Annotated in this window: 22 protein-coding genes and 2 pseudogenes; 19 read left to right on the forward strand and 5 right to left on the reverse strand. The window is 42.8% G+C overall.

Annotated features, from left to right (window positions below):
- The first annotated feature begins 192 nt into the window (after positions 1 to 192).
- The 11 genes and pseudogenes from DESYODRAFT_RS29205 to DESYODRAFT_RS12155 all read left to right on the forward strand — a co-directional run bounded on the left by DESYODRAFT_RS29205 (position 193) and on the right by DESYODRAFT_RS12155 (position 6284).
- Positions 193 to 498 carry a hypothetical protein gene (locus tag DESYODRAFT_RS29205; RefSeq protein ID WP_042338485.1) on the forward strand — a complete coding sequence of 102 codons (306 nt, stop codon included), beginning with the start codon at positions 193 to 195 and terminating at the stop codon, positions 496 to 498.
- Positions 499 to 506: 8 nt separating this feature from the next.
- A complete protein-coding gene (locus tag DESYODRAFT_RS27340; RefSeq protein WP_083842166.1) occupies positions 507 to 719 on the forward strand; it encodes a DUF1835 domain-containing protein in 213 nt (70 codons plus the stop codon).
- Between the two features lie 251 nt (positions 720 to 970).
- A complete protein-coding gene (locus DESYODRAFT_RS12115) occupies positions 971 to 2167 on the forward strand; it encodes a TIGR04053 family radical SAM/SPASM domain-containing protein (protein WP_007783340.1) in 1197 nt (398 codons plus the stop codon).
- 51 nt (positions 2168 to 2218) lie between these two features.
- A complete protein-coding gene (locus DESYODRAFT_RS12120; protein WP_007783344.1) occupies positions 2219 to 2563 on the forward strand; it encodes a hypothetical protein in 345 nt (114 codons plus the stop codon).
- 41 nt (positions 2564 to 2604) lie between these two features.
- A pseudogene (locus DESYODRAFT_RS12125) lies at positions 2605 to 2986 on the forward strand (ATP-binding protein); the annotation flags it as partial.
- A gap of 10 nt (positions 2987 to 2996) precedes the next feature.
- Positions 2997 to 3700: pseudogene (locus tag DESYODRAFT_RS12130) on the forward strand (ABC transporter ATP-binding protein); the annotation flags it as partial.
- A gap of 254 nt (positions 3701 to 3954) precedes the next feature.
- The gene (locus DESYODRAFT_RS12135; RefSeq protein WP_007783346.1) at positions 3955 to 4209 is read left to right on the forward strand and encodes a hypothetical protein; all 255 of its coding nucleotides are present in this window, start codon (positions 3955 to 3957) and stop codon (positions 4207 to 4209) included.
- A complete protein-coding gene (locus DESYODRAFT_RS12140) occupies positions 4199 to 4579 on the forward strand; it encodes a retropepsin-like aspartic protease (RefSeq protein WP_007783348.1) in 381 nt (126 codons plus the stop codon). Before DESYODRAFT_RS12135 ends, DESYODRAFT_RS12140 begins: the two co-directional genes overlap by 11 nt.
- Positions 4580 to 4652: 73 nt before the next feature.
- Positions 4653 to 5111: a Fic family protein gene (locus tag DESYODRAFT_RS29210; protein ID WP_007783350.1), complete on the forward strand. Its 459-nt coding sequence runs from the start codon at positions 4653 to 4655 to the stop codon at positions 5109 to 5111.
- Positions 5112 to 5342: 231 nt separating this feature from the next.
- Positions 5343 to 5750, forward strand: coding sequence for a hypothetical protein (locus DESYODRAFT_RS12150; RefSeq protein WP_157137171.1), 408 nt, complete (start codon positions 5343 to 5345; stop codon positions 5748 to 5750).
- A gap of 132 nt (positions 5751 to 5882) precedes the next feature.
- Positions 5883 to 6284, forward strand: coding sequence for a hypothetical protein (locus DESYODRAFT_RS12155; RefSeq protein ID WP_042338487.1), 402 nt, complete (start codon positions 5883 to 5885; stop codon positions 6282 to 6284).
- Positions 6285 to 6480: 196 nt separating this feature from the next.
- On the opposite strand, the gene DESYODRAFT_RS12160 is transcribed toward DESYODRAFT_RS12155, so the two are convergent.
- Positions 6481 to 6987, reverse strand: a complete 507-nt coding sequence (locus DESYODRAFT_RS12160; protein WP_007783356.1) for a CarD family transcriptional regulator — start codon at positions 6985 to 6987, stop codon at positions 6481 to 6483.
- Positions 6988 to 7158: 171 nt separating this feature from the next.
- Here DESYODRAFT_RS12160 and DESYODRAFT_RS28200 point away from each other — a divergent pair, with 171 nt between their 5' ends.
- The 4 genes from DESYODRAFT_RS28200 (at position 7159) to DESYODRAFT_RS12175 (ending at position 11011) form a co-directional block, all read left to right on the forward strand.
- Positions 7159 to 7305: a hypothetical protein gene (locus DESYODRAFT_RS28200; RefSeq protein WP_157137172.1), complete on the forward strand. Its 147-nt coding sequence runs from the start codon at positions 7159 to 7161 to the stop codon at positions 7303 to 7305.
- Between the two features lie 155 nt (positions 7306 to 7460).
- Positions 7461 to 8126, forward strand: coding sequence for a Crp/Fnr family transcriptional regulator (locus tag DESYODRAFT_RS12165; RefSeq protein ID WP_007783358.1), 666 nt, complete (start codon positions 7461 to 7463; stop codon positions 8124 to 8126).
- Between the two features lie 114 nt (positions 8127 to 8240).
- On the forward strand, positions 8241 to 10205 hold the full coding sequence (gene cooS, locus DESYODRAFT_RS12170) for an anaerobic carbon-monoxide dehydrogenase catalytic subunit (protein WP_007783360.1): 1965 nt from the start codon (positions 8241 to 8243) through the stop codon (positions 10203 to 10205).
- 17 nt (positions 10206 to 10222) lie between these two features.
- Positions 10223 to 11011, forward strand: a complete 789-nt coding sequence (locus DESYODRAFT_RS12175) for an ATP-binding protein (protein WP_007783364.1) — start codon at positions 10223 to 10225, stop codon at positions 11009 to 11011.
- 185 nt (positions 11012 to 11196) lie between these two features.
- Here the strand turns inward: DESYODRAFT_RS12175 and DESYODRAFT_RS12180 are convergent, their stop codons facing one another.
- Both DESYODRAFT_RS12180 and DESYODRAFT_RS12185 read right to left on the reverse strand, forming a co-directional pair.
- Positions 11197 to 11436 (reverse strand): hypothetical protein, encoded by a 240-nt coding sequence (locus DESYODRAFT_RS12180; RefSeq protein WP_007783367.1) that lies wholly within the window; start codon positions 11434 to 11436, stop codon positions 11197 to 11199.
- Positions 11437 to 11606: 170 nt separating this feature from the next.
- Positions 11607 to 13772 (reverse strand): ATP-dependent helicase, encoded by a 2166-nt coding sequence (locus DESYODRAFT_RS12185; protein WP_042338490.1) that lies wholly within the window; start codon positions 13770 to 13772, stop codon positions 11607 to 11609.
- 438 nt (positions 13773 to 14210) lie between these two features.
- Here DESYODRAFT_RS12185 and DESYODRAFT_RS12190 point away from each other — a divergent pair, with 438 nt between their 5' ends.
- Complete coding sequence (locus tag DESYODRAFT_RS12190; RefSeq protein WP_007783372.1) at positions 14211 to 14723, forward strand: DUF4085 family protein; 513 nt, start codon at positions 14211 to 14213, stop codon at positions 14721 to 14723.
- 52 nt (positions 14724 to 14775) lie between these two features.
- On the opposite strand, the gene DESYODRAFT_RS29965 is transcribed toward DESYODRAFT_RS12190, so the two are convergent.
- Positions 14776 to 15000, reverse strand: coding sequence for a cell wall-binding repeat-containing protein (locus tag DESYODRAFT_RS29965; protein ID WP_083842167.1), 225 nt, complete (start codon positions 14998 to 15000; stop codon positions 14776 to 14778).
- Positions 15001 to 15160: 160 nt separating this feature from the next.
- On the opposite strand from DESYODRAFT_RS29965, the gene DESYODRAFT_RS12200 reads away from it, so the two are divergent.
- Together DESYODRAFT_RS12200 and DESYODRAFT_RS12205 are read left to right on the forward strand one after the other, a co-directional pair.
- Positions 15161 to 16090, forward strand: coding sequence for a hypothetical protein (locus DESYODRAFT_RS12200; protein WP_007783374.1), 930 nt, complete (start codon positions 15161 to 15163; stop codon positions 16088 to 16090).
- A 32-nt stretch (positions 16091 to 16122) separates the two neighbouring features.
- Complete coding sequence (locus DESYODRAFT_RS12205; RefSeq protein ID WP_007783376.1) at positions 16123 to 16620, forward strand: GNAT family N-acetyltransferase; 498 nt, start codon at positions 16123 to 16125, stop codon at positions 16618 to 16620.
- Between the two features lie 61 nt (positions 16621 to 16681).
- Here the strand turns inward: DESYODRAFT_RS12205 and DESYODRAFT_RS12210 are convergent, their stop codons facing one another.
- Positions 16682 to 17059: a hypothetical protein gene (locus DESYODRAFT_RS12210; protein WP_007783378.1), complete on the reverse strand. Its 378-nt coding sequence runs from the start codon at positions 17057 to 17059 to the stop codon at positions 16682 to 16684.
- Between the two features lie 284 nt (positions 17060 to 17343).
- On the opposite strand from DESYODRAFT_RS12210, the gene DESYODRAFT_RS12215 reads away from it, so the two are divergent.
- Positions 17344 to 18351, forward strand: coding sequence for a GGDEF domain-containing response regulator (locus DESYODRAFT_RS12215; protein ID WP_007783380.1), 1008 nt, complete (start codon positions 17344 to 17346; stop codon positions 18349 to 18351).
- Positions 18352 to 18647: the final 296 nt, after the last annotated feature.

An 18647-nucleotide genomic window follows, 5' to 3' on the forward strand; every position in this document is an offset into this window, starting at 1 on the left:
AAGATGTAAGCACAAAAAAGCCGGTGATCCTTAGAGTAAGGAAATCCGGCTTTTTGCTTCCATAAAATGTCTTAGCGTATATTTTCGTTAAAAGGTTGGCGAGACCCCTAGTAGTGATAAAGTTGAGAACGAGAATTGGATTGGGGAGAGCATTAAAAAATGCGCATCAGAATGTGTTAAGAAGGGATAGATATGGGACAAATCGAAAAACTCCTGAATACTGCCGGCAAAACGATTACCGATCTGGAACTCCAGCAGATCCTCGGAGAGCCGGATTATTCTCGCTTTCAGAGGGAAGTGGAAAGGCTGGTCGAGTCAGGATTGCTCACGCCTATAAAGGCTTCCCCAAAAAATGGCCGCTTGCCGCCTCTCTATACTAAATATAAAATTATTAAGCCCCAGGAGGATTATGCCGTTTATCTGGAGTCCATTCGCCGGCTTAATCCTGTGCTCAGCGTTGGGGATATTTCGGAGAATCAGCCCGGTTTAAAAGGGTAAAAGAAAATCTGAAAACGGTTCAGGAACGCGCAGTAGCGGGAGAATCTCTGCGAATCTGGTACAGCAATCGGCCTGATGAAATGTGTGGACTCTATTGGTTCATGGAGCAGTTGAATCAGTGGAAAGTGCCTGGTAAACAAGTTTCTATTGTCAAGCTCCCCGAATGGGAGGCTGACGAAGATATGCTAATCTATCACCGAGTGTTGAAAAAGCGTACTTAACAGATTAAATATAATAAAAGCCCCCTTGAAACTACGAAATAGGTCATCATACTTCGTGTTATCAAGGGGAGTAATTTAGAAATAAGGTCGATAGTTACATTAAGTTATAACGTGAAGAAACGTGTGATTTTCTCCCAGACCCCTGGAGTTATTACCGCCGTTCCTCCTGAAATACCGGCACGCTTGATAGTGGACTTTCGCCCGATTTTTGTGTAAAATTTTGAAAACTAAAATGAATTGAGTGATTTAAAATGGAAAATAAAATGAAAATCTGTGGACATCCTCACGGAATGGGCGGACATCCGCAGGGTAAAGGTGGTCATCCAGGTGGGCACCCGGGAATGAACGTTGACTACGATAAGAACCCGTTCATCGTAATCTGGGAAACTACTCGTGCCTGCGGGCTTAAGTGCCAACACTGTCGTGCAGATGCGCAACCTGATCCGCATCCGGAGGAGTTAACCCACGAGCAAGGTATCGCTCTAATCGATGAAATCTACGCAATGGACAACCCGATGCTGGTTTTCACTGGTGGGGACTGTATGCTTCGAAAAGACCTTTTTGAATTAGCAGATTACGCTATTAAAAAAGGAATGCGTGTTTCCATGAGCCCAAGTGCTACTGTTGAAGTAACCAAAGAGCGCATGGACAGGGCGAAAGAAGTTGGGATTTCTCGTTGGAGTTTTTCAATTGACGGTGCAGATGCTAAGACGCACGATGCTTTCCGTGGAATCGATGGAACGTTTGATTTAACAATTGAGAAAATTAAATATTTAAATGAAATTGGTGTTTCTCATCAGATCAATACTTGCATTAACAAAGCAAACTTACACCAAGTTGAGCAAATGGCGGAATTAATGAAAGAGTTGAAGACTTCGGTTTGGTACATTTTAATGATGATTCCAACCGGACGCGCTTCAATGGCTGATTGTATAACAGCTGCTCAGCACGAAGAAGTGTTCAAGTGGCTTTATGAGTTAAGTAAAGATGCGCCTTATGATATAAAAACAACTGCGGGTCAGCACTATCGTCGTGTTGTATTCCAACAACGTGCTAAGGAAAATGGTACTACAGGTGAGCAAATCACTTTCGAAGGTACTAAGACACGTGACATGGCTCAGTTCATTGACGGTCTGGCAAGAGCACCAAAAGCAGTTAACGATGGAAATGGTTTCATCTTCGTATCACACATCGGTGACGTTACACCCAGTGGATTTTTACCATTAGTAGTTGGTAACGTTAAGGAAAATAGACTGCGCGACATCTACCGCGAAAGCCCTATTTTAAAAGACTTGCGTTCACCAGATAAGTACGAAGGTAAATGCGGTATTTGTGAGTACAACAAAGTTTGTGGTGGATCAAGAGCGCGTGCATACGGCGCAACTGGAAATTATATGGCATCAGAGCCATTCTGCGTGTATATTCCAGAGAAGATGAGAAAGAAATAGAATTATGTTACTAGTAACAGAAGACGACAAGATAGCTGGAGGTGTATAGGAATGAATTTTGGTGAGATTTTTAAGGATATTTCTGCGGGACTTTTGGTTACAGATGCAGATTTCAATGTGATCTGGGCCAATAAATTCGAGGAAGAGTTCTATGGGAAAACCGTTATGGGTTTGTGGGCTTTAGACTGTCACAAGGAAGAAAATCGCCAAAAGATTGCCGACTTTATATCGCGGTTCAAAACCGGGGAATTAAAATCCTTTACCAAAATAGCCTTTGGGATGGTTATTACCTATAGCAGCTATTTTAAGGATGGGGAATTTGCCGGAATGATTCGAACAAGAATTTATTTGCCCGAAGGGGCTGATGCAAAGGAGACAGCTCATTATCCAAAGTAAACTCGTTAAGCTATTTATTTCGTTACCGGAAAATGAACTTCCAAGGAGGAACCGGCTGTGCCTGCCCGGAAAGTACCCTGTTAAAAAGTCTCTTGGATCATATTGTCCTGGAAAGAAACGAAATTGCGATTCTAGATATGGAAGCAGGACTGGAACATTTCGGGCGGGGGGACAGCCATGGGTGTGGATGCCTTTATTGTTGTGGTGGAACCTGGGCGACGCAGTATTGAAACAGCTCAGGCAGTGGCCAAACTTGCCGAGATCTAACAGGTGCTTGATTTTCTGCCGGTTTTAGGGCATTTCCCCTATGATCCCGTGGTTGTAGACGCTGATTTTTATGGCCAAAATCTGTTTGATTTTAGTACAAGTTTTGTTCAAGAGGCTGAAAAGATAAAAGCTAAAATTGATTTGTTGCTTAGGTAGAGGTTAGCAAATGTTAGTTGAAGTAAAAAATCTAGTAAAACGATACAAAGATGTACTTGCTGTAGATAATGTCAGTCTGTCCATCGAAGAAGGTGATATTCTTGGGCTGCTGGGTCCTAAGGTGCGGGTAAGACCACCACCATAAACGCAATGATCGGGCTAGCAAGGGCCGATAGCGGTGAAATCCTGATTTTCGGCAGGAACTTCAAGGATTGCGAATTGGAGATCAAGCGGGATCTGGGTGTTGTACCTCAGGATATTGCGATCTTTGAAGATCTCAAGGCTTATGAAAACCTTTGTTATTTCGGGAAACTCTATGGATTAAAAGGATCACTCCTCAAGGAACGGGTGGAAGAAGCTCTGGAGTTTACGGGCCTGCTTGATAAGCAGAAGCAGTACCCCAAAAAGTATTCCAACGGTATGAAAAGAATACTAAACATTGCCTGCGCCTTAGTCCACCATCCAAAGCTCATTATCATGGATGAGCCGACAGTGGGTATAGACCCGCAGTCCAGAAGCCACATCATCCAATCAATCAAGAAACTCAACAAAATGGGTTCTACCGTCATTTACATTTCACATTATATGGAGGAAATTGAAGAGATCTGTACCAGAATCGTTATCATGGACCACGGCAGGATTATCGCCAAGGGGACAAAAGAAGAACTTAAGGCGCTGATGAGCAATAATGAAAGGGTAGTCATAGAACTTTCAAACCGGAAGAGGATGCTTACGTTCGTGGAATGATTCCATCCAAGTAAAAGACCTTTTCTTTGATCGGTTAGTGCCTTTGGCGATAGGTTCACGGTTTGGGGACAACACAAAGTTACTACTCAGGGCCATCGAGAATGTGAAACGTTCTACGAAATTTCTTATTCCCATTTATTTTCGTTGACTAGGGTTGGCTATTGAAGCTTTGATTTTTATGATATACTAATTTATACTAAATTTTGGGAGGATGTTTTTATATGAAGTGGAATGAGGTAAGAAATATTTATCCCAATCAGTTTGTTAAGTTTGAAGTTTTAAAATCACATATTGAAAACGACAAGGAGTATGTGGATGAAATAGCTGTAATTGGGCCTATAGCAGATGATAAAGCAACGCGTGAGCTTTTGGAATCTAAGGATAATGTTTTGATTTATCATACTGCAAATGAAGTAGTAGTGATAAAGTTGAGAACGAGAATTGGATTGAGGAGAGCGTTAAGGAATGCGCATTGACTATAGAGATGGATTGCTTTTTACTAGTATTGAAATTACATATAGAGGGAAAACGAAGCAAATAAGCAATGTTGTAATAGATACAGGTGCCTCGCATTCCCTGTTAACCCAAGATTGTGTTGATGAAATAGGTATACGAATAAGTGGTGAGGATGAAATTGTTACCTCTTATGGCATAGGGGGGAGAGAACATTCTTTTGTAAAGAAAGTGGACAAAGTCGAGGTCGGAGAATATTGCCTTAATAATTGTTCATTGGATTTTACAAGCCACATTTACGAAGATATTAATGGACTTTTAGGTTTGGATATGCTGCTAAATGCTGGGTTTATCATTGATCTGAAAAAGTTAAATATGTACCTGCAAATTTGATGTTGCAGGATATTTTTTTATATGCACCTTTCCTTCTGAGCAAACTGATTCTATCGAAAGAGGTTTTAGTTAATTGGCCTTAATTAACCGAAGGCGGCCTTACCTGCCTCATTTTTGGGATGGAAAAGTTCGGCGCTTGATAGGTCAAGCAAGCATAAGCTATAGTGATGGTTATACGGAAAGGAAGAGACTGTCTTTAAATCGGATCTACCCCGGGCAAGCAAAAGCTTGGCATTATACCCTCGAAGATTATCAGCTTTCGCGCTCAGACCAGGTCCTAAGTCAACAGGAGTATCACACTATATTGGCTGTTGCCGACAAAGCGGCGGATTCTACAGCTTTTGTTGAATTTATGCTCCGCTTGATCCGAGATGCTTTAAATGATCTTATGCAAATCGAACAAGTTCGCGAGCAAGTTACAGATCAAGTCGAGCGCCTGATGTCCGCTTTAGGCAGCGAAACGCTGTCCGCAAAAGAGCTTTTGGAGCAGCTTGGGTTAAGCACCGTCCAACGTTCAGCAACGTTTAGCTAAATCCCAGTACACTAATTAAAGAGAATCCAGGAACAATAAAAAGCAACCTCTATATAAAAAAATTTTACCGAATGTATTTTATAATTATTCTAATTCAAGATCTAAGTAGATTGCTCAAAGGAGTCGGTATTTATCAAAAAGATTGTTTATTTCATATTAGCAATTGCTATCCTATCAATATCTCTGATAACTTACTCCAATATTTCTACCTTGTCCAAACAAAATAAAGATTTGAATCAAGAACTTCGGAAATCTAAAGAAGATTTATTGACTTGGAAGGAATTATATGAGCTACGTAACACTCTAGACCTAGAGGCACGCGATATCTTAACTCATTTAGAAGACGGCGATACCGAATATGTAAAGAATAAAGTATCCGAAAATGTAACAATTTATGGAGATAAACTTATCTACAAAAAAACAACTAACCAAGACTTTATTATTCCTAAGTATCCTGAGAATAAATACATCCTTAGACAAAGAGCCTATATGTTTACAAATGACAAGAAGGATGAGTTTTTATCAATATACGAAATAATGTCGGGAGGCTTTCAAGCGAAAAGGCAGAATACTCTGAATTTTTATTACATATATAAAGAGGGTGAATGGTTGTTAGATTACTTAAGTGAAGACGAATAAGTGCAACTGAGTAGCTTCTTCTTCAAGTATTCCGTTATCTCCAGGCCCTTGACCAGCTTAGAACCCCGTACCCACGGATATTAATGCTCAACCGTGGTTAACCAAAGGACGAATCCAAAAGATCTGGAGAATTTGAGTGAACGACTGCTTAAGGCTGTCGAGGTTCTGAATACCCAGGGGCAATGGCGTCTCGATGTTCTTGAGGCTGGATTAGATGGCGGCCCAGCTCGTGATCCCTGGGGAAACCTCATAAATCAGGTTGAAAAAGTGTCCAGGCAAGCGCTGGAGGCCAAAGAACTCTTGCTTGAATTAGGCCCTGCTTTGCCAAGTCATATGAGTTTTGAAGAGATGGAAAAGGTTTTCGTCGAAATTCTGGATTTCTTTGAGCAAAGTACTAAGCTCACGAGCTTTAAACTCTGGACGAAACGGCAATGGAAGGTTTTTATTGAAAATGCGCGTGTTGAAGGCAGGCAGAGAACCCGGAGAGCCAGGCTGCAGTGGTTTCTTTCCTTTATGACGCTCTCTCCGGTCTAAGTCCTTCTAGCTATACCCGAGCCTATCAACGTTTGATCGAGCTTACTTCCAGACGTTAGGATATTGAACTGCGCAACAAGCTGTTGGCAAAACTGGAGTTGGCAGCGCCTGATTGGTCAAGTGCTCTCCGATCACGAGCCGGTTTACATGGGCAAGGCAGAATTCCCGGCAATCCCACAGACGCCTGGTTATGATGTCAACTGCAGGGAGAATTGGAACAGGAATTCAACACTTCATCCAATAAACTAATCGCTTGTTTTTCTTCTAGGCCCTTTACTTCCATAATCTCACTGACAAAAACCTGACGTGCATTGTTCAACATGTTTGTGTCATTTGCATCAAGCTTATTTTTTTGGCCCTTACGTGTTAAATCACGAATAATTTCCGCACCTTTATAAATGTCACCACTTTTAAATTTCTTTTTATTAATATCTTTACACCATCGTTGATTTTCAAAGATAATTGAGTCAGTATTTCCAAGGTTAAAACCACTGAGTACATTTTCTAATATCTCAGGTTTAACGACCTGTCGTATCCCTATATTGACAGCTTTGTCCATAGGAATCATAACATGCAATTTTTCCTGAGGAATGTTCAAAATGTAGCAGAGTTTTCTTTCCCCTAAAATCTCTTTTTCTTCAACCGCTTCGATAATACAAGTTCCATGAACCGGATAAAGAATTTTGTCGCCCACGTTAAACATAATTTCACCTACCTCCAGACTATCCTCTTGAGTATATCATGGGGTCGGGTAAAATAAAAATTTATATTTTACCATATTACATTTATATGTGTCAATAATCTTGTGAAAATGACAATGTAATATTTTGATTGATGTTTAAGCAGAGATGAAGCCGAAGAGGTTGTTCGAAAAATGGTACTTGTAATAGCGCTTTTTACCTCAGCAGTTGGACTGGTTGTCGAAGTCGGCGGAATGATGTCTCATGGATCGGTGATGACTGCCTTCCGTCCGGAGCATTGCCTCATAGCCGCTTTGGTCAAAGATAGATCGTCCTTATAGACAATGAGCCGGAGATAAGAGAGAGTATTCTTGATCTCCATCCGGCCAAAAATAATACCTTTGACGTCAAGGTTAGTGAGTTGGTGGAACTTATATCCTGTATGATATAATTAATTGATCTGCTGAATAGAAAAGACGCTAGGAGTTCTGTCGACATGGATTTAAATGAACTGAGGAAAATTCCGCTTTTAAGGACTTTAAGCGATGAACAATTGGAAATTCTTCAAGGCAATGCCCAGGAAAGAGCTTATAAAAAGAATAAACCTATCTTTGAACCAGATGGCAAGGACAATTTCATCATGATTGTGCTGGAAGGTAAAGTACGCATTTATCTTGCCTATCCGGATGGAAAAGAGTTTACCGTCGCCTTTTTAGAACAAGGTGATATTTATAGCAGTCATTCCAAAACCTTTGCCGAAGCGAGAGAAGTTACTAAGATTTTAACAATTAATGCTAAGGCTTTTCATCTTTTCATGCTTAATAACCCTGCCATACTCATCAGCATGGTTAAGACTTTAGGAGACAGCTTAGGGAATACCCTGCGTATCATTGAAAATCTGGCTTTCCTGGATATCGATAAACGTCTGGCCCGCTTTTTACTGGATGCAGCCAAGGAAAAGGGAGTTGTCAGACAAGAGGGCACGTTTATCAATCTGGGTTTATCGGTGGAAGATATCGCCCTGGCCGTGGGGAGTTCCCGGCAGACGGCTTCCATGCTCTTGAATCGCTGGGAAAGGGATGGGGTTATCAGACGCAATCGCAAAACAGTGTATTTGCTGGATATACTCAAGCTGCAAGAATTGGGAGGAAGAACAGAATAAATTTATATTGTCGAAAAGGTATGAAAACCGTCAGATATTTGATGGTTTTTTTATTTGCCATACCCTAAGATGATTGTCAGAGAAGAGAAACTTTTTTGACAAGGAGAGGATAAGATGTCAAGACAAGTATTAATGACTGATCTGACAATGGATACCGGAGTACAGGAATTATTAGTGAAAGCAGAACAGGAAACTATTGAGACAGCGTTTCAAAGGGCGAAGGAGCAAGAGCCCCATTGCAAATTTGGTTTAACGGGCGTTTGCTGCCGCCGTTGTCTTCAAGGGCCCTGCCGGGTGACCTTTAATGGGAACAAAGGGGTAAAACGCGGAGTGTGTGGGGCTACAGCCGACCAGATTGTAGCGCGTAATCTGCTGTCCCTGATTGTGGAAGGTACGACTCCCCATGTAGAACATGCCCGGGAGATACTCCACACCCTTTTGGAAACCGCCGAAGGGAAAGCTCCTTATGAAATAAAGGGCAAGGAAAAGCTTATTGCTATTGGCAAGCAGCTGGGCTTAATGGTAGATGGCGTAGAGTTAGATAAATTAGCCCGGGAAGTTGCTTTAATCGCTTTACAAGATTTTCAGCAACAATCCGGAGTGTCTCACTGGTTGCGTCTGCGGGCCCAGGAACAATCGGTTGAAACCTGGGAAAAACTGAATATCCTGCCTTCCAACGCTCACTTGGAAATAGCCAATGCCATCAATAAAACAGCGATGGGCTGTGAGAGTGATCCGGTTAGTCTTTTGTTGGCAATTATGAAAATGGGCTTAGTCGAAGGATATGACGGCTTGCATCTTTCCACGGATCTCCAGGATATTTTGTTCGGTACGCCACGGCTGGTCAAAACCCAATACAGAATGGGTGTGATTAAAGAAGATTATGTCAATATTGCCGTGCACGGTCATATTCCGATGGTCTCGGAAAAAATCCTGGAGTGGAGCCGTAAGTTGAATAATAAGGCCCAAGCCTTAGGGGCTCAAGGAATTAACATTGTAGGAATTTGTTGCAGTGCTAATGAACTTTTAATGCGCCAAGGGGTTGCCGTAGCGACAAACTATGCCAGTCAGGAATTAGCGATTATTACCGGTGCCTTAGAGGCCATGGTCGTCGATGCTCAATGTATCATGCCTGGCCTGGCTCAAGTGGCTGAGTGTTACCATACAGAACTTATTTCCACCTTGCCCAATATTAAGATAGAAGGAGCAAGCCATGTGGATTGGACACCGGAAGCTGCAGATCAAATGGGAGAGGAGATTGTCCGCCGGGCCCTGGCCCACTATCCGGAGCGAGACCAATCCAAAGTCCGGATTCCGGGAGATACCGTAGAAGCCTACGCAGGTTTTTCCGTTGAGCAGATTGTGGAGCTTTTGGCGGCTTTAAATGGTCCGGACCCTTTACTCCCCTTGATAGAAGCCATTGCTCAAGGGGATATCTTAGGTGTAGTTGCTATTGTCGGCTGCACAAATCCTAAAGTAAAACAAGACTGGGCTAATACGGAAGTGGCCAAAGAGCTTATGAGGAATAATGTCTTAGTCGTTGCTACCGGATGTTCAGCTCACTCCTTAGGGAAAAATGGCTTATTGTCCCCCGCCGGCTTGCAATATTGCGGCGAAAAACTAGCCAGTGTTCTGACAGCCATTGGGCAAGCCAACGGTTTACCGGCCTTACCTCCGGCTCTTCACATGGGAAGTTGTGTGGATAATTCCAGGATTGATGATTTGCTGGTTGCTTTAGCCACTAGAATGGGTGTAGCTGTGAGAGAATTACCTGTGGCAGGCTCCAGTCCTGAAAATCATAGTCCCAAAGCCTTATCGATTGGAACCTTCTTTATCGCTCAGGGAGTGGATGTTCACATCGGGGTTAATGCCCCTATTACCGGTTCACCGCTGGTAGAACAGGCTCTTACAGCTAACAAAGGCGAGTTTTCCGTGACTACCGATGAGCTTTTCGGGGGAAAGCTAATTTACGAAGCAGACCCCATTCAGGCTGCCCAAACAATGATTGTTCGTATTATGCAAAAACGCCAGGCTTTGGGACTTGTTTGTCCGGAAATTAAGGAAAGTGCTGCAAAATAAAGGACAGGGTGAGTATTATGAGGGAAAAAAGCATCAAAATTGCCATCTCCGGTAAAGGTGGCGTGGGTAAAACGACGTTGTCATCACTATTATGCTATCTGTACGCTCAAGCCGGACAGAGAGTTCTGGCGGTAGATGCCGACCCTGATGCCAATTTGGGAACGGCTCTGGGATTTCCCCCGGAATTGTTAGCCCAGCTGACTCCTATTTCTGAAGAACGAAAACTTCTTAAAGAACGTACCGGAGCTGAACCGGGAACGATTGGGGCCATTTACAGTCTCAATCCCCGGGTGGATGATATTCCGGATACCTATGTTGCAGAATACCGGGGGATTAAACTTCTCCGGATGGGGTCGGTTACCCAAGGAGGAACCGGCTGTGCCTGCCCGGAAAGTACCCTCTTAAAAAGTCTCTTGGATCATATTGTTCTGGAAAGAAACGAAATTGCGATTCTGGATATGGAAGCAGGACTGGAACATTTCGGGCGGGGGACAGCCAGGGGGGTGGATGCCTTTATTGTTGTAGTGGAGCCTGGGCGACGCAGTATTGAAACGGCTCAGGCAGTGGCAAAGCTTGCCAATGACTTAGGGGTCAAAAAAGTTTATGCAGTCGTAAACAAAGTGCATGCAGGTCAACTTGCCGAGATCGAACAAGTGATTGATTTTCTGCCGGTTTTAGGGCATTTCCCCTATGATCCTGTGGTTGTAGACGCTGATTTTTATGGTAAAAATCTGTTTGATCTTAGTACAAGTTTTGTTCAAGAAGCTGAAAAGATAAAAGCTAAAATTGATTGGTTGCTTAGGTAGCGTTACTATTATATGGGAATTGACTAGAAACAAATCAGGCCGCCTGGTTTTTTTGGCGGCGGCCTGAACTCCGTGAATAGATAGGGATAAGTCAACACTCATTGTTATGATCATGAAGAAATAACCTGTAATTCGGGCTAACCGTTGTAAACTGTGCAGCCCGCTCGCTTGAGCTTTCTCCTTTGCTATAGAGCCTCAGTTTCAATTATCTTCGGCTTGGACTGGCGAATATGAAAGTGATTGTGCTGCAGCTTTAAAATATGCAGCGTTCCGCAAACCGGGCATTTTTTATGTTCTCCGTCTCTGAAGGGTATCTCCCCGATATGCCCGCCGCAGCAGGTTACTTCAACGCTGATGATTTGGCCGCCATTACGGAAATTAACACGGTAGTCATTAATCTTACCTTCGATCTGACTGTCCTCCATAATTTCTTCACCCTTTCATGTATTGTTTCGCTACCCCAAATATAGCACTAGTTCAAAATAGTGGCAACCTCAAGATGCGAAAGCGGTGTTAGACGCAGTCCAAAAGTTTGGAATAGATGTCTATAAAACAGCAAAAAGGTTTACTAAATTGGCTGTCGTTTAGTTTTTGGTTAATTTCTGCTGTTTTCCGCTTCGATTTTGGCTCTCAGGCTTATATTCCTCACCGTTCCAAGGTTGTCGAACTTAATTAAGTAGGCAGCTTTGTCACGGTTGATTCCGATGACTTCACCGGTGCCCATGATGCTGTGTACGATACGGTCGCCGGGCCGAAAAGGAAACCCAGAAGACTTCGCTTCTATTAGTTTCTCGCTGCTGCTGATATGCCAATTTGATTCTTTGACCAGACCTTCATCAAGTTCCGCCGTGTAAACAAGCAGGTTTTTGTCTACATTAAAAATAAACCGGGAGGGATAGCGATAGGAGCCGTCCAGGTTCCGTCCTTCCGCATCCGTCAGGTACAAACCTTTTTCCCCACGGGTGAAGGCGACAAAGGCGAGCCGCCGCTCTTCTTCCATGGCTTCAAGGGTCGCGGTCTTTTTGGAAGGGAACACGCCTTCCCCAAGACCGCAAAGAAATACATAGGGGAACTCCAGGCCCTTGGCCGTATGAACGGTCATCAGTTTAACCGTATTTTTGCCGGCAGCGGTATCGGTATTGGTCAGCAGACTGGTATGAGACAAATAGTTATCTAAGGTGTTTTCCTCGCCGCTGGTGGTCTCGTATTCATAAACCGATTGTTTGAGCTCCGCCAAATTGTCCAGCCGCTCTTGACTGCCTTCCGTCCGGAGCATTGCCTCATAGCCGCTTTGGTCAAGGAGGGAATTTAACAAGTCGGAAACCGGCATAGTCTGATATCCTGCGGAAAAACGTTCGATTAAATCGAGAAACCCCTGGGCCTTGGTGCCTTTGAAAATTTCCTGGTCGATGGTTCTTTCCAGAGCGCTGTACAGGGAGCATTGGTGCCGGGCGGCGTAATCTTTTAAAAACGTCATGCGCCGCAGGCCGATATTGCGTTTGGGTACGTTAGCTACCCGCAGGAAGGACAGGTCGTCCTTATAGACAATGAGCCGGAGATAGGAGAGAGTATCCTTGATCTCCATCCGGCCGAAAAATTGTACGCCGCTATAGATGGTGTAGGGGAGTTTTTCTTTCAGAAAAACCTCCTCCAGGGTACGGGAGATGAAATGGGCGCGATAGAGGATGGTCACGTCGCTGAGCTTCACCCCCTGAGCAGCCAGCTCCTTGATTTGAAGGGCAATCCACCGGGCTTCCTCTTCCGCTGTTTTGGCATGATGGTAAACAACGGGGGCCCCGTCCGGCAGCATGGGAAGCAAGACCTTGCTGATGCGGTGTTTGTTGTTTCCGATTAACGAATTAGCGGCAGCGAGAATCTGCGGTGTTGAGCGATAATTCTCCATCATCATGATGGTGCGGACCTGGGGGAATTCCCGGTCAAAGTCCAGTAAATATTTAAGCCGGGCACCGCGCCAGGTATAGATGGTCTGATCCGGGTCGCCGACGATAAAAAGGTTTTGGTGATAAGCACACAGCACCTTCATCAGCCGGTACTGCAGCTCGTCAATATCCTGATACTCGTCTATCATGATGTATTCCAGCCGCTGCTGCCACTTCAGCCGGATCCCCGCGTCCACGCTGAAGATGTGGAGTACATATTTAATCAGGTCGTTGTAGTCAAGCCCGAAACATTTCTTTTCCTGATAGAGGTATCCCCAGAAGATGATGTCCTCCGTTTCGGCGGCATTCAGATATTTGAGATGCAGCTCCTCAAGGGAAAGAGAGATCATAAATTTGTAGTACTCCGGATCTTTAAACAGCTTGCGGATTTCGATCATGTCTCTCGCTTTAGAGAAGGTCATGTGCCGCAAGGTGAGGCCCCGTTCTTCATAAACGATCTTCAGCATGTCGTTGATATCGGAATTGTCAAGCACAAGAAAGTTTTTTGGATAGTGGACAGCGTTGATGTCCTCCTGCAGAACAGTCACGCAGAAGCTGTGGAAAGTGCTGATATAGCCGGTATCGTTGTCGCCGCAGAGCTGGCGGATGCGCTGCTTCATCTCCCGGGCGGATTTATTGGTAAATGTGACGCAGAGGATGTTGGACGGCATAATGCCAATCTCATTGACCAGATAGGCAAACCGATGCGACAGCGCGCGGGTCTTACCCGACCCCGCACCCGCAATCACGCGAATGAAGCCTTCCGTGGCTGTTACTGCTTGTCGCTGCTGTTCATTAAGTCCCGTCAAGATGTCATTCATCCTGTTCGTCACCACTTTCTTCAACCGAATCCATACTACGTTTGTTAACCGGTGCAAGCATAAAAAATCAAGCTTGGCTATCGAACGTGCGTTTGTTATTTTTTATTATACATTACTTTGAAAAAACCATCCATAACTTAAATCCTTTGACTGAAGGTCTTCAGTCTGTGAATGAAACATCATAGCCGGTTTCTTTAACTAAAAATGATTAGGGTGATATGGGTTCATTGCCATGGAGTCCTGCAAGTGACATTATTTCAGGGCGGATTGTAAAGGATTAATCTTTCACTAATTCTTAAACCCTGAGTATAAAAGTGATCCCCAATCTAAGCAATGTTGGGCGGCATTCTTAGAGGGTATTGAGAAGCAATGATTGAATTATTAATGTACTTGGAGTGACGATTGCTTCTTGGTTAAATTGAGTTAGAGGTGGACAAAATGCATTATTTTACAAAGGAATGGTATGAATTGGAGGTTAGTGCTCATTTAGAGTTAGAAGAAGATAAACAAGCGGAATTTATGTCTGAAGAATACTTTCAAGAATTATATAAGCAAAAATCTGAGGAATTTTTAAAGGAATTGCAGATTGTACATGAGGAAATCGCTTTAAAACATCAAACTCTTAAAGAAGGTCATATTAAACATGAACCATTTAACAGAGAGAAAGTAGCGGAAAATTTTTATCAATCATTTTTAGATAATCAAAATCGCCTCAAAAAAACCTTAACCATTATATTTGATAATTCGGGTAGTTTCACTACTATAACTAAAATGAATTTGGATAATTATGAGATTATCAGACAAGATTCTTTACTGCAAAACTTATTGTGGGTTAATGATGAAATATATAAAACAAACGGAAAATATGAATTGCATGTAATGCTTCGGAATGTGAATAATGAGCTAATAGAATTTATCGTTTCTGCTGAACACATATCATTTGAGCATTAACACAACAAGCCACCGTTCATAGACGGTGGCTTGAAACGTTTGAAGCTCAGACCTATCTTGTTTCGGTCTTGTTTGAAAGGGCGTTGAGGTAGATCAAGCTTACTTTCTCAGGAATCTCGTTGGGTTTTACTAAAATGATAGGGGATTGTATCGATCCGGCAATAACTGAGCCGGAGAGAGCATCCGGAAAATTTGTTCCGGTGGCGATGATGACTTCCCTGCCTCCGGGAGGCTTGACTTGGGTAATGATCCACTTGTTTTTGCCTATTAAAGTCATTATTGAGCCGGTCTATGATCAAATTTACCGTTTCTCAGGACGGTCATTAATGGTAAAATTAGACTAGACAAGATTTAATCCTAAGTCGATTTTTTCATCTTTGTGGATGTGCTGCTGGAAGTCACTCCGGACGTTATTCGGTTTAAAATGGAGGCAAATAATGAAAAGCAAACGACTCTTAGCCATAATCATAGGTGCACTGCTGCTGGCGGGCTGCGGGAAAACGGTTCCGGCTGATACCCCGCAGCAACTTGAAGAGCAATCCCCATCAGCGGCAACCCCAGAGTCCTCCCCGGCTGCGCCGACCGGTGAGGAAATTGACTACACTCAGTACCTTAAAAAGACGTGGGTTAAGAAAAATGATGCTGATAACAACTCGGGAAATGCCGTATCTTTTTCTATTTCTGAAATTAAAAACGGAAAAATTTCAGCAGAACTCCTTGTGACCGGTCCGGCTCCCGCCTATCCTAATGCGATAGCCAGGTTTGATGGAATAATAAGCAACCATACGGCCGAATGTCAGTTCACTGATTCAAGAGGTAATAAAGGAACCATCAAATTGAGCTTTGAAGCCAGGGATGAGATGAAAGCAGCCATTAACCTTACGGATAAATCAGAGGATACCAAAGCCCAGCCTCCGGTGGGAACTTTCCGGTTCGCCCCCTATAATCTTAAAGATATAGAGGGGTTCAGCCCTATTGAGGAGCAATCCTTCATGGTGGATTTAAACTCCTGGGGCAAGGTTAAATTTGTAGCGGGTAAATTGACAGAAGGCAGCCATATACCTGTTGTATTCTATTTAACTAATCAAAATGGGGATATCCTGTATAATTTTTATCCAACTCTCCCTTATAGGGTGGATGTCAAAGCTGTTTCTTTTGAAGATGTAAGTAAGGACGGGCTAAAAGATATTATCATTATTGTGGATGATGATTATTCCGGACAGGGGAGTGCTCCCATAGCTACTGTCTATTTTCAAAAGGACGATGGAACCTTCGCCAATGATCTGAAGCTGGATCAGGAAATTAATGATTCAAAGAGCAATAAGGACGTAAAAGCTGTCAAGAGTTACTTGTCTCGAAAGTTCTAGCCCTGTGCTGCCCCATATGGAGGTGTGTGAATATGGAAATCAGAAAAGCAACACTTCACGATGTCAAACAAATCAGTCGTATTCATGCGTTAAGCTGGAAATCGGCTTATAAGGGAATTGTTCCACAAGCTTACTTGGATGAACTCAAAGAAGATTTTTGGGTACCAGCTTTTGAAGCTTGGCTAAAAGATAATGTATTAACAGCTCAGCTGATTTTTGAAAAGAGCGGAGCAATTGGCTGTGTTGCCTATGGAAAGTCCAGAGATAAATCTCTGCCAAATTGGGGCGAAATTGTTTCCATTTATCTGTTGCCTGACTATTTTGGCAAGGGATATGGCAATAAGCTGTTAGCAAGTGCCTTATCAGATTTAAAACAAGCGGGCTATCCTGACATTTACTTATGGGTACTTAAAGAAAATCAAAGAGCAAGACATTTCTACGAAAAGAATAAGTTGCAATGTAATAACGATGAATGCATTTGCGAAATTATGGGAAAACGGCTTATTGATATACGGTATTGTTTTACCTAACCAGTTTGCAGAAAGATGTATTGAACCTGGCATTTTCAGTTTTTTGAAACAAGTGGAGATTTTACGCATTTTGCTGTGGCCGGACGGAGTTAAGTAGTATCGCCATGCTCTGTAGCTCGTTCTCATCATTCAGTAAATGAATAATTATAGTAGAATTTTTTTTAAGTGCATTCCCGCTGTCTAATATTCTTATATCTTCATCTCGGCTTGATTTTTTGACTTTAACCTTATTAAGGTTATGGATTATTTCCGATATCATATCGCTATCAGTATATTCCTCCTGTTGAGAACTACCTTTATTTATTGCTATTAGACTAATTTTCTCTTTTTCAATTGAATTAATTTGATTTGTTGAAAATGTCTTTGTTCCGCACCCTGAAGTTGTCGTAATAAGAGAAATAACAATAACCCATAAAAGCAATTTTCTTATCCAGTTCATAACTTCATCTCTTTCATGTTTATACCATATATTTGATTATATGTTAAATAGGCTTATATAATCAACATAGTTCAATGCCATAGGAAGCGCTTTAAAGGCTTTTGAATGAATTCCCGCAGTGGCTTAAGTTCATTTTGTAACAATTGAGCTATATTTTAAATATTTCTAGGCTAGGCTCCCGTTAGGAATGGTTCAATTCATAATAATTATATGTCCAAATGGATATTGAAGCAGGAATATACCAAAAGAAGGAGAAATTCGGAAGGGAATGGGAGGGAAGCCGGATGGCTATTGCTATTGTCGATGATACGCTTTTTAGCTTAGAAGTACTTAAAGCCTCTCTTAGGGCTGCGGGATACTATGACATTATTACGCTTAGCTCCGCTAAGGAACTTTATCAGCTCGTTGAAGGGCAGTCTGAGCTGGGAATTGTTGAACTCGACTTAATTTTAATGGATATCGTCATGCCGGAGATTAGTGGGATTGAAGCTTGCCAAAGTATTAAAAAAAGAAGTTGGCTTGTTGATGTACCGGTTATAATGGTGACTTCAAGAACCGACACTAATGATTTACAGCTGGCCTTCTCTGCCGGAGCTATGGATTATATAAAAAAGCCCCTGGATAATGTTGAATTACTGGCACGGGTGAGATCAGCCCTAAAATTGAAACATGAGACAGCTCGCAGAAAAGCCCGGGAACTGGAGCTTATTGAGGTGACACGTCAATTACAGGCAGCAAATGAAAAACTTCAAAGCCTTTCTTTTTTTGATGGATTGACGGGGATCGCTAATCGCAGAAACTTTGATCAACGATTAATGCAAGAGATAAAGCGTTCCCGGCGGGAGGGGATGCCCCTTTCTTTGATTATGCTGGATATTGATTATTTTAAAGCTTTCAATGATACCTATGGACACTTAAAAGGGGATGATTGTCTGATCCTTGTTGCGTCCCTGCTTGTTAAGGCACTAAAGCGTCCGGGGGATTTTCCGGCACGCTATGGGGGGGAGGAGTTTGCGGTTATCTTACCGAATACCGACGACATAGGAGCGGCCGTTATTGCAGAAGAATTGAGGACGAGTATTGAAAGAGCTGACGTCGAGCATGTTAATTCCCTTTGTGCAGGCCGGGTTACAGTGAGTTTAGGGATGGTAACGAAATTTCCCGGGCAGGAGGAAACCTCGGAAGATTTGATTAGGGCAGCGGATCGTGCTCTTTATCGCTCCAAAAATGATGGCCGTAATCGAGTCAGTGAGGAACGGCTTCATTCCAATCCTTCAAATTGCATATTATAGCAATGAGCATAGATTTTCGTTTCAACTATCTGCATCGCTGTGAGGAACAGAGTCCTTCAGGTTTAAGGTTACTGAGGGCTAAATCAGGCCGCCTCATTTTATGAGGCGGCCTGAACCCTTTGAGTAGTCAGGGATAAATTTTATCCTTTTTTCTGGGAAATTATGGTATAATACTTATAACAGGTTGTCGAGGGACGGTTAGCCACACCCTTTCAGAAAGGGGGTGGTAAGATGATCTCAATGGTTGAGGCGATGTATCTCATGATTGCATTTGCAACACTCGTTGTTATGATCAT

Origin of the sequence: Desulfosporosinus youngiae DSM 17734, from assembly GCF_000244895.1 — a bacterium.
Classification (GTDB): Bacteria; Bacillota; Desulfitobacteriia; order Desulfitobacteriales; family Desulfitobacteriaceae; genus Desulfosporosinus; species Desulfosporosinus youngiae.

What these genes read in the sequence shown, in the direction of transcription:
- DESYODRAFT_RS12160 (WP_007783356.1), bottom strand. Translation starts at nt 6,987, where the DNA reads ATGTTTAACGTGGGCGACAAAATTCTTTATCCGGTTCATGGAACTTGT.
- DESYODRAFT_RS12185 (WP_042338490.1), bottom strand. Translation starts at nt 13,772, where the DNA reads ATGAATGACATCTTGACGGGACTTAATGAACAGCAGCGACAAGCAGTA.
- DESYODRAFT_RS29205 (WP_042338485.1), top strand. Translation starts at nt 193, where the DNA reads ATGGGACAAATCGAAAAACTCCTGAATACTGCCGGCAAAACGATTACC.
- DESYODRAFT_RS12135 (WP_007783346.1), top strand. Translation starts at nt 3,955, where the DNA reads ATGAAGTGGAATGAGGTAAGAAATATTTATCCCAATCAGTTTGTTAAG.
- DESYODRAFT_RS12205 (WP_007783376.1), top strand. Translation starts at nt 16,123, where the DNA reads ATGGAAATCAGAAAAGCAACACTTCACGATGTCAAACAAATCAGTCGT.
- cooS (WP_007783360.1), top strand. Translation starts at nt 8,241, where the DNA reads ATGTCAAGACAAGTATTAATGACTGATCTGACAATGGATACCGGAGTA.
- DESYODRAFT_RS12200 (WP_007783374.1), top strand. Translation starts at nt 15,161, where the DNA reads ATGAAAAGCAAACGACTCTTAGCCATAATCATAGGTGCACTGCTGCTG.
- DESYODRAFT_RS12140 (WP_007783348.1), top strand. Translation starts at nt 4,199, where the DNA reads ATGCGCATTGACTATAGAGATGGATTGCTTTTTACTAGTATTGAAATT.
- DESYODRAFT_RS12120 (WP_007783344.1), top strand. Translation starts at nt 2,219, where the DNA reads ATGAATTTTGGTGAGATTTTTAAGGATATTTCTGCGGGACTTTTGGTT.
- DESYODRAFT_RS29965 (WP_083842167.1), bottom strand. Translation starts at nt 15,000, where the DNA reads ATGACTTTAATAGGCAAAAACAAGTGGATCATTACCCAAGTCAAGCCT.
- DESYODRAFT_RS12175 (WP_007783364.1), top strand. Translation starts at nt 10,223, where the DNA reads ATGAGGGAAAAAAGCATCAAAATTGCCATCTCCGGTAAAGGTGGCGTG.
- DESYODRAFT_RS12190 (WP_007783372.1), top strand. Translation starts at nt 14,211, where the DNA reads ATGCATTATTTTACAAAGGAATGGTATGAATTGGAGGTTAGTGCTCAT.
- DESYODRAFT_RS28200 (WP_157137172.1), top strand. Translation starts at nt 7,159, where the DNA reads ATGGTACTTGTAATAGCGCTTTTTACCTCAGCAGTTGGACTGGTTGTC.
- DESYODRAFT_RS12215 (WP_007783380.1), top strand. Translation starts at nt 17,344, where the DNA reads ATGGCTATTGCTATTGTCGATGATACGCTTTTTAGCTTAGAAGTACTT.
- DESYODRAFT_RS12165 (WP_007783358.1), top strand. Translation starts at nt 7,461, where the DNA reads ATGGATTTAAATGAACTGAGGAAAATTCCGCTTTTAAGGACTTTAAGC.
- DESYODRAFT_RS12115 (WP_007783340.1), top strand. Translation starts at nt 971, where the DNA reads ATGGAAAATAAAATGAAAATCTGTGGACATCCTCACGGAATGGGCGGA.
- DESYODRAFT_RS12210 (WP_007783378.1), bottom strand. Translation starts at nt 17,059, where the DNA reads ATGAACTGGATAAGAAAATTGCTTTTATGGGTTATTGTTATTTCTCTT.
- DESYODRAFT_RS12180 (WP_007783367.1), bottom strand. Translation starts at nt 11,436, where the DNA reads ATGGAGGACAGTCAGATCGAAGGTAAGATTAATGACTACCGTGTTAAT.